Here is a 12,161-nt window from a genome sequence, read left to right as displayed (position 1 = left end):
ACTTGTTCAACAATCGGGCGCGTTTATTGGGGAACGCGTCTTTTTTATGGAAAGGCCATACTGCTTGGGGGTTAATTAGATATGAATGTAAACAAATAAAGAATTTGAAGAAGTGTACTTAAAGTAAGGGCAAATTGGTTGAAGAAGGAGTGTTGAAATTGTTAAATTTTAAGTAACTGATAGTTGGCTAATGAGAGGAATGGACTAAATGACTAAAGAAATGTTTGTGAAAATAAGTGATTGTAAACTATATGCTAAATTGGTAGGAGAAAATAATGGAAAACCAACAGTCATAATGGACGCTGGATATGGAGATTTTTCCAAGGCTTGGGATTCAGTAATTGGGGATATTTCAATGCTCACTAATGTTCTAATTTATGATAGAGCAGGACTTGGGAAAAGTGAAACAAGTTCTAACCCCAGAACCAGCCGTGAGATGGTAAAAGAATTAAAGGAACTTCTTATTGAAGCCGATATTAGACCTCCCTACATATTAGTCGGTCATTCATTTGGTGGAGTTAATATGCGGATGTATGCAACTAAATATCATAATGAAGTTTGTGGACTTGTCTTGGTTGACTCTACGCATGAAGATTACAGAGAAAGATTTCTCCCAACGATGTCCCTAGATTTTCAACAAGCATACAACAAGCAATTCGTTTATGAAGGCAATTATGATGAATTTATGGAAAGCCTAAAGCAGTTAAAAGAAAGCAGACTTAAATTAAATGTCCCATTAATTGTTCTTTCAGCTGATGAGAAAGCTCATTATTCAAAGGAATCACAAGGGTTATGGAATGAAATGCAGAGGGAAATTCTTGAAATATCCTCAAATGGTGAATTCGTGATTGCTGAAAACAGTGCTCATTATATACAAAATGATGAACCAGAAGTGGTAGTCAGTGCGATAAAAAAGCTGATTGAAATTTTTTAAGATTAGATTGTGAAGGCTTATATATAAACTCTGGGTGCGTTAGTTTAGGAACGCTTCTTTTTTAATTAATGGGCCATATTGTTTAGTCTCGCTTAGTAAGAGAAATGAAGACTGTGAAGAAATGTACTTATGCTTACTCGCAGATTAGTTGAGGGACTTAGTTACTTTGTTAGATAACATTAGACTTTTGAATTGTGCGTATTTTTCAAAAAATGATACTGTTAATGTAAATTATTCAAAAAGAGGTGTATTTTTAATGGAAATGAAATCGCTAGTTTTACAGACTAAAAGCTTAATTGAAATGAAAAAGTTCTATATTGATACGTTAGGTTTTTCTCTAATCAATGAGGATAAGGATAGCTTTCGAATTGCTGTTGGTACAGGTGAACTGGAGTTTACTACAAAAGAAGTAAAAGGTAACCCATTTTACCACTTTGCATTTAACATACCCGCTAACAAATTTTATGAAGCAAAATCATGGGTAAAAGAAAGAGTAAGTTTACTTGTAGAAGATGGGGGGGATGAAGCTAATTTTGCTCATTTACCTGCCCTTGCTCTTTATTTCTATGACCCTTCTGGTAATATAGTAGAATTTATTTCAAGATATGAAATTTCTGAAGATAGTATTGACCCTTTTTCCGTTAAAAGCATTTTAAACATTAGTGAAATAGGTTTAATTGTAGAAGACACTGTAAGTGTAAGCGAAAAACTAAATCAAATTGGTGTGATAGAGCGTGACAATAAAACAATAAGTAGACAGTCGCTTAATTTCATGGGTGAAAGAAGGAAGGGAATATTTATTATATTAGCCCAACCAGGGAGAAGATGGATATTTTCTGATAAAATGTCTGCCATATTTCCTCTTGAGATTACATTAACAGATAACAGTAAAATAATCATCAATTCGGATAAGGAATTGCAGGTATATCGGAATGAGCACAAAGGAGAATTATTTTCTGAAGATTAATATCTGTCAGAATACCATTTTTTTTAGTGGATATTATGCCTTGTTCAACTTACGGGTAGCGATAATCCATGAAGGGTTGTCGCTACTTTTTGTTGAAGTTATTCAAGATTCGCAGCAGGTTACTTTAACAAGCACTTAATTGTGGTAAGTGTCTAAACCACAATATCATAAATTTTCACTCCTTCAATCAATCTATGACTCCTTATATTACCACATTCCATTGAAGATAACTGATAACTGCAGGTTAGCTTAGTAAGAAAAAAGCTGTTTACAGTAGCGGTTACAGACACAAGGCTTCGATGTACGTTTGTATTACTTGACTACTCCTGGAGCTTAATAGTTTTTACTATCCTTCTTCATGTAAAGGGCGCAATTCTGCAGCAAGAAATACGCTCTTTCTTTATGTTAAGGGACATTTTGTGGAATATCTAGACATTAGATAAAAGTTGTAGAAATATAATTTTGGGATAAATCGGAAAATACAGAAACCATTCTTTTGTTCAATCGTAAATACAAGTGATTTACAAATAAAAAGAAGGGAAGACCGAAATGGCTATTTCTATAATATTAATTGTTCTTATTTTGATTGGCATGCTGTACGTTTATAATCAGGTGCAATTTAAAAAAACAGAAAAATCCTTTCAGCCAGATGGAAAGTTTATAACAGTAGATCATTATAAATTACATTATATATCTGAGGGAACGGGACAACCAGTTGTGTTTCTTCATGGTGGAATGCTTTCAAGCAGAGACTTTACAGATGTGGTTCATTTAGCTGCTAAACAAGGTTACCATGCTATAGCTTTTGATAGACCGGGTTATGGGTATAGTAAGAGACCTAAGAACGAAGAAATAACTCCAATAACGCAAGCGAAAATTATTCATAAAGCGTTAAAAGAGCTTGGAATCAATCAACCTATAATCCTAGTTGGACATTCATGGAGTGGTGCTATGACCCTTTCTTATGCTTTGCAATTTAAAGATAAGGTTGCTGGAATTGTATTATTGGCTGGAGCAATGTATAAAGAGGGGTATCCTGCTGAAAATGGCGATGTAATATCTAAAGCAGTCACAACACCAATTTTAGGAAATCTTATTTTAAATACATTATTAAAAACACCTCTAGCTAAAGGAATGGCAAAGTTTATGGTCAGAGAAACATTTGCACCTGAACAAGTACCTGATGGATATATGGAAGAGGTATATATACTAGGATTTCGCCCAGGTCACTTTAGAGCGAATCGAGAGGATGTCCTTGCTTTTCCTAAAACTGCGAAAAATTTATGTGAAAAATATAAGGAAATTACAGTACCCACAGTTATTGTAGTTGGAGGCCAGGATCCATTTGGTACCCTTGAACATGCCGAACGATTAAAGAAAGATATTCCCCATGCTATTTATAATGTCATTCCCCATATTGGTCATATGATTCCTGAGCTTCATCCGAAAATTGTCATGGACAACATTAATGTTATTTCTAAAAAAAGAACTTCTTTTAATGCATAAAGTATTATTTTTTACAATTCCATAGTGTGATTTATACAATTAAAGGGCCAGATTGTTAAGTAACCCATTTTCAAATAAATTGATATTTATGTGAAATTTATAGAAGAGATTGTGAATAAATGTGCTTAAACAACAGGGATCGGAAAGTTCAATAAACCCCGTCCTTTTTCGCTTCTCTGCCCTACCCTACAACTGGAATAAGTACTCATCTATGTTAACCAAAATGAATATCTATTGTTGAAACCATATTAACTAGGGAGGAATCTTCATGGGATACTTTGTTGTTGTAGAGCCAGGTGTGAACTTATATGTAGAAGATATTAACCCGGGGGGAAATAAGACCATCGTATTTTTGCATGGCTGGCCGTTAAGCCATAAACAGTTTGAGTATCAGATTAATGTTCTTCCTGCTATGGGCTATCGCTGTATTGGTATAGACTGGAGGGGCTTTGGCAATTCGGATAAACCAATGACCGGCTATACTTTTGACGGACTTGCAGATGATATCCGCACAATAGTTAGTACACTTCAAATAAACAATTTTACTCTTGTTGGTCACTCTACAGGCGGGGCTATCGCAATTCGGTATATGTCTCGTCACAACGGTTTTGGGGTATCAAGGCTTGTTCTTGTTGATGCGGCAGCCCCAACTGGATTTACCGCAGAAACTGCTAATAACTATCTTAAAGAAACCTTAAATGACCGGCCTAAAATGATACAGGACGTAATAGATGGCTTTTTCTTTCAGTATATAACTAAACCATTTTCGGACTGGTTTTTACAAATGGGATTACAAGCAGCAAGTTGGTCAACAGCTGCTATTATAAAGACATTAAGAGATGAGAAGCTACATGCGGATCTCTCAAAAATTAATGTTCCTACTTTAATCATTCACGGTATTCATGACAAAGTTATTCCATTTGCACAAGCTCAGGAACTAAATAAAAAAATAAGAAATTCACAGCTTGTTCCGTTTCAATATAGTGGTCATGGCCCTTTCTGGGAAGAACGTGACAAGTTCAACCAACTATTGACACAATTTGCTTAGTTGAAACTTTGACCTAAATTCAAATAAACGGAGACGATAGCACATTAATCGAGTACACTTTACGGACAGTTAAATATTTTCTTTAATTATTAGACTCGATACATTGTTGAACTAAAAGATGTGTTAGTTCAACAAGCTAAAGGGCTGCAATTATAATCATTATCTTGATCTTACGATCGGGCGCAATTCTTGAAGAGGAATTGTGCCTTTTTAGTAATAGGGCCATTTATTGGAAGAAGAATATCAAGGGAAATTAAAACTTATGGTATTGAAATTATGGTGTTAGTGAAAGAATGCACCTAAACTTAACGATAAGGTTAATAAAAAGGAAATTCGCATAGAGCGAAAGAAATTATATATAAAACAAATGGGGGAGTGGTTTTCTATGGGGTTCATTCAATCGAAGAACTTCGAAACTAAAAACGGGGAACCATGTACAATAAGAACGGCATTACCTGAAGATGCGAAGAAGGTATTGAGGTTTAATCAAACCATTATTAGCGAAGCTCCTTTTTTACTTACTACGGAAGCTGAATTCAAAGTATCCTATGAACGACAAAAACAATTCTTAAAAGAGATTTTTGATGACAATGGCAAGTTAGCAATAATAGCAGAATATCAAAGCAATATTATCGGGTTTTTAGACTTCCATAATGGTCATAAAAAGCGAATACAACATCAAGGTTCATTTGGTATGAGTGTTGCAGACAAATATAGAAATCAAGGGGTTGGTAAAGCTATGCTAACTTTATTGTTGGCTTGGGCAAAAGAAAATCCTTTAATTGAAAAAGTCTGCCTTGAAGTGTTTGCTGAAAATACGAATGCAATCTCTTTATACGAAAGGGTTGGCTTTGTTGAGGAAGGTCGTAAAGTAAAAGCTATAAAAGTGGATGAGCATATTTATTATGATTTAATCTCAATGGCATACTTTACGAAGAAGTAGAAAATGTATTTATTTAAAAAGTTAGATTGTGGAAAATTGTACTAGTGCTCACGGGTGCTTACCTTCAAGAAGGAGAAGTACCCTTTTTTGTAGATGTTATTGGATGAAGCAAGATAGTTGAACAATTAGAAATAATTAATAAGCAAAACCTGAATAAGTAGATTTGATTAGTATGTATTATGTGAATAGTGACAAGAATGCGGAAATTTTATGTATATTAATGATAATCCATTAAGATTATGTATAATTAAATTAGAACGAACGTTCAATTTAGAGGAAGGAGCATCTCGTTGAACAAAAGGCGTTATGACAGTGAGAATGCAAAAAATGAAATCATGGAAAATGCTTCAATTTTGTTCTCACAAAAAGGATATAATCAAACATCAGTTGGTGATATTTCAAAAGCTTCTGGTTACAGTAAGGGACACATTTATTATCATTTCCAGAACAAAGAACGGCTTTTTGTCCTTTTGGCACAAAAAACAATGCGGGATTGGTACGACAAGTGGGTGAAAATAGAATCTACTTACTTAACCGCAACAGAAAAATTGTATGGCATTGCTATGCACGTACTCTATAATTACCAAACACCCTTATTAAAATCAGGACAGGAGTTAGCTTCAAATCCAAACTCAAGTCCAGAATCTGTAAAAGAATTATATGAATTAGCCGTTGTCCCGATGAGTTCTTATCGCTCAATCTTTCAAGAGGGTATAGAAAAGGGGGAGTTTATTGCAGGAAATCCAGATGAATGGACTGTATTACTAGGAACGTGGCTTGGTGGCTTATGCCAGCTTACGAATACTCAAGAATTGAGTTCGCTTGAGCCTCTTTTTAAACAAGCAATTATGATTTTTTTAGGGTCAATAAAAAAGGGGGAATTTAATAATGAAAATAGGATTACTAGGTGACAGTTTAACAGAAGGTCGTCCTGGAGTGTCTTTTGTTAATATTTTAAAAGATAATTATCCAAATATTTTGTTTGATAATCTTGGCAAACCAGGGGAGTCAGTTAAAAGTTTGCATACCCGTTTAACAAAAGTAAAATTAGATACAGTTTATGATCTTATTTTCCTTTGGATTGGAGTCAATGATGTTTATTCAAAATTGTTGAGAGTCCAAGCACAGCCTGTTGCAAAAGATCCCGAGGAATTTAGGGAGTATTACAACAAAGTATTAGAAATGGTTATTGCGTCTTCTAAACAGGTGGTTACAGTTTCACCAGCATTAGTGGGTGAAACTTCAAAGAATGAATCGAATAAAGAAATAAAAAATTTATCATCCATCATCCAATCCCTCTCTAGAAACCATTTAAATGTAAGTTTTCTGGATATGCATTCCATATTTGAGAAACACCTTTCTAAAGTCACTTGTTCAGATTACGTCAGCATCAAAGTTATGAGAGTAATGTTAGATGTTCTTTTTTATAAAAATCCAACTAGCATCGACCGGTTATCAAAAAAGCGAGGACTTCACTTCACATTAGATGGCATTCATTTAAATAGTACTGGTGCAGCACTTGTTGCAGACGAATATGCAACAATGATAGATCGACTTTTATTCATCGACCATAAGTCCCTTCAGTAGTAAAAAAATTTATATAGGGGGAAGTAGTAATGGAAGGGGATAGGAAAGTTGCTATTGTAACGGGCGGAGCATCAGGGATAGGTAAGGCAATTTGCAATGAATTAGTTTCTAAAAATGTATTTGTTATTATTTCAGACATTAATGAACGAGATGGGAAGACTTTTGAAGCTGAGCTTAATAAAGAAGCCATCAATTCTAGGTTTGTTTATTTAAATGTAACCGAATTTAAAAGTGTTGAACGTGCGATTAATGAAGTCTTTCAAGAATTTGGCCGGTTAGATTACCTTTTTAACAATGCAGGTATTGCCATGTACGGCGAATTATATGATATGTCGATAGAAGACTGGAAAGAAATTGTAGACATAAATTTATGGGGAGTCATTAATGGAACTCAAATTGGGTATAAAATCATGAAAGAACAAGGCTTCGGACATATAGTTAACACGGCATCAGCTGCAGGCCTTGGACCCTCCCCAGTATCTTCAGCCTACTCCACAACAAAACATGCAGTTGTAGGTCTAACTACATCCCTTCATTATGAAGCGGAGGAATTTGGCATAAAAGTAAGCGCGATTTGTCCAACATTTGTTGATACACCTATTTTTGATGAGGCGAAAGCAATTAATATCAATAAGTCTGTTATTACAAAACAATTGAAAAAACAAAAGATGATGTCTCCACAACAACTTGCGAAAATTGCCTTAGACGGTATCCATAAAAATAAACCTGTAATTTGTCCGATGCCAATGCGTAGAACAATGAATGTTATCTTTACTATATTTCCTCCTGTACACAGTGCATTGATGAGATTAGTTTGTAAAGTTAGTAGAAAAGCTCGTGTATCCTAAAAATTCCACTTCCTATTTGAACTATGATCACCCTGCCTTTCATGAATTTTTTTAAGTGGGAAATGAAGTATATCGTCAGGCTCATGAGAAGAGGGATACAAGCTGAGAAACATCACTTTTCTTCTTTCTTGTAATATCTGTTGAAACAAAGCTATGAAAATTTTACTGTGACTTGATGAGGATGTTTCAAATATGACAGGTTACGGACGCTGCACCAATGAAAATTGAGATAAGTACTGAACGGCAATATCTGAGAATGTGGGAGGAATCAGATGCATTCTGGTATAAGGAACTTATTTGCGAACGGGCGCGATACTGAAGCATAAAGTACGCTCTTTCTTTATGAAAGGGCCAGATTGTAGAAGGATAGAAGAAGGAAAAAGTTGGTTAGGATTGTGGGGGGCATAGCGGAAGAAGGGGAGGGTCAAAAAATTAGGACAGTAATTAAAAGTCGGTCGCCAAAAACGGTTCTCATCATTCTTTTTTTCGTGTTTTTGGTGTCGATATACGGGTACCATCGTCTGGATGAAAATTTTGTATATCCTGTTGTGCATGTGGCAATCAAGTCCGATTTTTTAACAGAGGCATACTTTTCAGAACTCTCGGCACAGTATGATCAAATTCGCTCACAGCATCAAAAATGGTATGTATTTGACCGTTCCAAAGCGATTGGATCACACGCGATTCTCACTCGTTTGATGCATGATTTGAGGGAAAATGAAGAGATGTTGGTTGGGCATCAGCATTATTATTTATTTTTTGATACTTTTGATCGACATGTCAGGCAACTTGCATACGTTACGGAGGAGGTTCATTATTTTCGAAATGAACTGAATCGATATGGGGAGGCCCCAGAGCGATTAGATGAGATGATTGAACTCGCAGCTTGCGGCAAGTGGCGACTATTCAGCGCCAAGTATCACCGGTACGAAGAAACTGAATTGGACGCAGCGTATCATGTAAAGTTCGTATCGTCGAATGGTCGCTTTGAAGTAGTCTATCATATCGAGACTGGAGAGATTGTAACTAATCTAGTAAACATGGGCACGTATAATTATGCGCCGGGGAGCATCCATCCATGGAAGTATTATCAGCACCATAAATACGATAAAGTTCCCTGGAAGAAATGGGGTAATACTGATCAGATTTCATACAAGGAAATTACAAAGAGGCCGTCAAGGCATGGCTCAAAAGAGCAAAAGAATAGTACAGAAGAACTCCAATACTTGATCAAAAACAAAATGACGGATTCACAGAAGTGTCAATGGAATATGAGCGAAGAGGAGTCGTTTGGAGAAAACCCGTAAATTAAGAATTTTTGTTTTTGTATGGAATAATGTTTGGGACAATTAAAGTAACCATCGTGGGAGAGCGTTTGACTGGCAGTCAAACGGTGTTCCATTCTAGACATAGTTTTTACCACTGTTCCTCAAACGGGCCATATTCTTGAATAAATATCCAACAGATATTTGTATAATTATGTTCCTCGCCGCGATGGCCCTGGTAATGGAAAAAAAAGAATAATAGTTAAAGAGGTAATACCCATTGGGTACTACCTCTTTTTTTAGACAGATAGGTGAGTAGTAAGTAAATGTTAAAACCCAGGAGCCTTCAAAGGGATACTGATTTACATAGGAACAAATCTAACGTTCAGTTAATCATTTGTGGAATTGACGGCACAGCTTGCTATTAAAAATTAACGCCTTTTTTGCCTTCAACGATTGGCAGGTTTATAACGCTTTGGCCAAGATGGACATTGAAGGTGGCCCCAGTTGCGGAAGGAATGGTCCTCTGATATGAGCTTCCTGCAATAATGACTCCGATGCGATGGCCTTTCTTAAAGACGTAGTCATGTGGCAATGCGCCCCACTCAAATTTGTAGTTTTTTCCTGGATTTAAAGGATCTGTTTGTAAAAGTGATTTCCAATTTTGCGGATCAAACCAGCCTCTAGAGACAATTTCATATGGTGCTGTACGGAACGTCTTCTCTGTTTCTCTATAACAGGCGCTATCTGCCTCCGTACTTTCTCCCCAGCAGGTTTTTGTAGTTAATGTTCTGATTCCTTCTCCACTTCCCGTATGATTTACCCTAGTGTCCATTCCATAATCCACAATCATCACAGACAAATTGGAATTATCCTTATCTACTGTTGCTCGAAGCGAAATTTCCGGTACACCGCTCATGCGGGCATCCTCGCTTAGTGGTTCTGATAGGAATACTAAACGGTCGCTTTTTACGGTCATTTCATTTGTGACCATCGCCGTTTCTGTTTGCCTCGGATTGTCTGTAAAGGTTTGAGTAAAGTTTCCTTTTACCGGACCAGTTGTTAAAACTCCAGGTGAATTTTCGTTTTCCCCAGGTGCAAAGCGAATTTTAGTTGATTTAACATTTTTATCCGGCCATGATGCATGGTTTTCCCAAACATCCGCTGCTCTTTCTATATCGACAGCAGGTTCATCCATGATGCCATTTTGCAAGCCTAGTAGCCAATAATCAAACCAGCGATGCAGCGTATCTACCCACTCTGCTCTGCGGAAATCAAATGGATCCACGTGGCCCGTTTGTGTAAGCCAAAGCTTACGAGGGACATTCTCTTTATTTAGTACTTCCCACCAGTCATTGAAATGGTTCATCTTCACGTTTAAGTCATTTAAACCGTGGATGGCAAAGACACTGGCTTTCACCTTTTTGATATCTTTCACATAGTTTCTTTCATTCCAAAAATCATTGTAGTCACCGGTGGCGTCATCTGCCTCTTTATTTACGCGATCGAACACATGCTGACAAGTTGCTTTCCGGGAACTGTTAACGACCCTGCTTGCTAATCCACCAGGTCCATTATTATAGTATGTAAGCCCTGCATAGCGGTAATAATTATACCAATTGCTAATCGCACCAATCGGAACGATTGTTTTTAAGCCTTCTACTCCTGTAGCTGCCACACCATTTGCTAATGTACCATCATATGATTTACCAATCATCCCCACATTACCGGTTGTCCACGATGCCTTTACCTCGTTATTATTTTTATCAACTGCCTTTGCCCTTCCATTGAGCCAATCGATCACAACTTTAATACTCTCAATTTCCTCATAACCGCCGGTAGTTGGACAGCCATCCGATTGGTTGGTTCCTACCATATCCGGCAAGACAACTGCATATCCTCTTGGAACAAAATAATTATCATAATAAAGCGGAAACTTCTCAATATTCCCTTCTTTATCTTTGCCCTTTACTTCACTTTCATTGCCTCTACCTAAGCTTTCATAATAGGGGCTGGCATCCATAATCACAGGTACCTTCAGCCCTGTGTCGGATTCTTTCGGCCGGATGATGTCTACAGCAATTCGATCAGGAACCCCGTTTCCATCCGTGTCAAGGCTTGATTGTACAAAAACGGTCTCGCGGATGGCATCCTTGTAAGAATATTTCGCTTCTGATTTTACATTTACCAATGAGTTTATTTCTTGATTCTTCTTTGCTGCTACTGTTTCCGCATTTGTATAATTCACAGATGATAGAGTTAATGCAATCGTTATTACTAAAGTGGTTACTAGAGAAAATGCTTTCTTTCCCATTAAATCCCTCCTCTACCCTATTAAATTCATTGTAGGATATGGGGGGATTCCCCAGTAGTGTATAAGTTACCAATTTTCATAATACTTAATTAAATATGATATAAACATTTATACCTACAATATTTGACGATAGTGTGAAGTTATTAGGTATTTTGAAGGATGACAGATCTTTATGTCGAAATGAATCAGAGTCAAGTCATGTTATTTCTTCTTTTTCGCTATTTGCGATGTTTTTAAAACCAATTTTATCAAAGCTTCAATTTCACTTATAGTATTCCAGAATATAAGGATATAACTTTGATAAAATCGTATTTTTGCGCAAAAAAAAAGTGGCCCATCTTTTGTGGGGGAGGGAACAATGACGCATTTTCGGGCGTTCTTCCCGAAAAAGATTGGGGGTGTGATTGCCGTCTATATTCAGAGATGCACTCTCGTTGTCTTTAACTTTATTCAAAGATGGATTCAGCCTTCCGAAAGCAGCTGCAAGTGATTCGGAAATGATCTCCCGACTGTACTTGGGAGGGAGTTTACGGTGATGCGGTGATTGCAGGTGGGTTTCCTGCAATGTCTGTAGCATTCGAATGACTTGCAGCGTTCCGCATTCAAAGGTGCATGCTACTTGATTCGATAAAAAAATAACACGGTGTGGTAGCACGGTGTTATTTTCCTTATCTTTAACTATATTAAAAGATGGTCTCAGCCTTCTAAAACAAGGCTACAAGTGATTCGATTATTCCATTAAACCAGCT

11 protein-coding genes are annotated in these 12,161 nt (G+C 36.6%); 10 read left to right on the top strand and 1 reads right to left on the bottom strand.

What is annotated here, in order from left to right:
- Positions 1-208 precede the first annotated feature (208 nt).
- From V7127_RS22855 to V7127_RS22815, 9 genes are all read left to right on the top strand, one after another.
- Positions 209-934 (top strand): alpha/beta fold hydrolase, encoded by a 726-nt coding sequence (locus V7127_RS22855; protein WP_335490069.1) that lies wholly within the window; start codon positions 209-211, stop codon positions 932-934.
- A 256-nt stretch (positions 935-1,190) separates the two neighbouring features.
- Complete coding sequence (locus V7127_RS22850; RefSeq protein ID WP_335490066.1) at positions 1,191-1,901, top strand: hypothetical protein; 711 nt, start codon at positions 1,191-1,193, stop codon at positions 1,899-1,901.
- A gap of 549 nt (positions 1,902-2,450) precedes the next feature.
- Positions 2,451-3,407, top strand: coding sequence for an alpha/beta fold hydrolase (locus V7127_RS22845; RefSeq protein WP_335490063.1), 957 nt, complete (start codon positions 2,451-2,453; stop codon positions 3,405-3,407).
- Between the two features lie 268 nt (positions 3,408-3,675).
- The gene (locus V7127_RS22840) at positions 3,676-4,455 is read left to right on the top strand and encodes an alpha/beta fold hydrolase (RefSeq protein WP_335490060.1); all 780 of its coding nucleotides are present in this window, start codon (positions 3,676-3,678) and stop codon (positions 4,453-4,455) included.
- A gap of 385 nt (positions 4,456-4,840) precedes the next feature.
- A complete protein-coding gene (locus V7127_RS22835) occupies positions 4,841-5,398 on the top strand; it encodes a GNAT family N-acetyltransferase (protein WP_335490057.1) in 558 nt (185 codons plus the stop codon).
- Between the two features lie 290 nt (positions 5,399-5,688).
- Positions 5,689-6,309, top strand: a complete 621-nt coding sequence (locus V7127_RS22830) for a TetR/AcrR family transcriptional regulator (RefSeq protein WP_335490054.1) — start codon at positions 5,689-5,691, stop codon at positions 6,307-6,309.
- Positions 6,287-6,985 (top strand): SGNH/GDSL hydrolase family protein, encoded by a 699-nt coding sequence (locus V7127_RS22825; protein ID WP_335490051.1) that lies wholly within the window; start codon positions 6,287-6,289, stop codon positions 6,983-6,985. Before V7127_RS22830 ends, V7127_RS22825 begins: the two co-directional genes overlap by 23 nt.
- 29 nt (positions 6,986-7,014) lie before the next feature.
- Entirely contained in the window at positions 7,015-7,833 is an 819-nt protein-coding gene (locus tag V7127_RS22820; RefSeq protein WP_335490048.1) for an SDR family NAD(P)-dependent oxidoreductase, read from the top strand.
- 383 nt (positions 7,834-8,216) lie between these two features.
- Positions 8,217-9,140: a hypothetical protein gene (locus tag V7127_RS22815; protein ID WP_335490045.1), complete on the top strand. Its 924-nt coding sequence runs from the start codon at positions 8,217-8,219 to the stop codon at positions 9,138-9,140.
- 382 nt (positions 9,141-9,522) lie between these two features.
- Here the strand turns inward: V7127_RS22815 and V7127_RS22810 are convergent, their stop codons facing one another.
- Complete coding sequence (locus V7127_RS22810; protein WP_335490042.1) at positions 9,523-11,412, bottom strand: Xaa-Pro dipeptidyl-peptidase; 1,890 nt, start codon at positions 11,410-11,412, stop codon at positions 9,523-9,525.
- Between the two features lie 358 nt (positions 11,413-11,770).
- Between V7127_RS22810 and V7127_RS22805 the strand changes: the two genes are divergently transcribed.
- Positions 11,771-11,902: a hypothetical protein gene (locus tag V7127_RS22805; RefSeq protein WP_335347746.1), complete on the top strand. Its 132-nt coding sequence runs from the start codon at positions 11,771-11,773 to the stop codon at positions 11,900-11,902.
- Positions 11,903-12,161: the final 259 nt, after the last annotated feature.

The organism is Bacillus sp. JJ1773, assembly GCF_036962035.1.
In the GTDB taxonomy this organism is placed as follows: domain Bacteria; phylum Bacillota; class Bacilli; order Bacillales; family Cytobacillaceae; genus Cytobacillus.
Note: the sequence above shows the minus strand (reverse complement) of the source record. Positions and strands in the feature narration are given on the sequence as shown.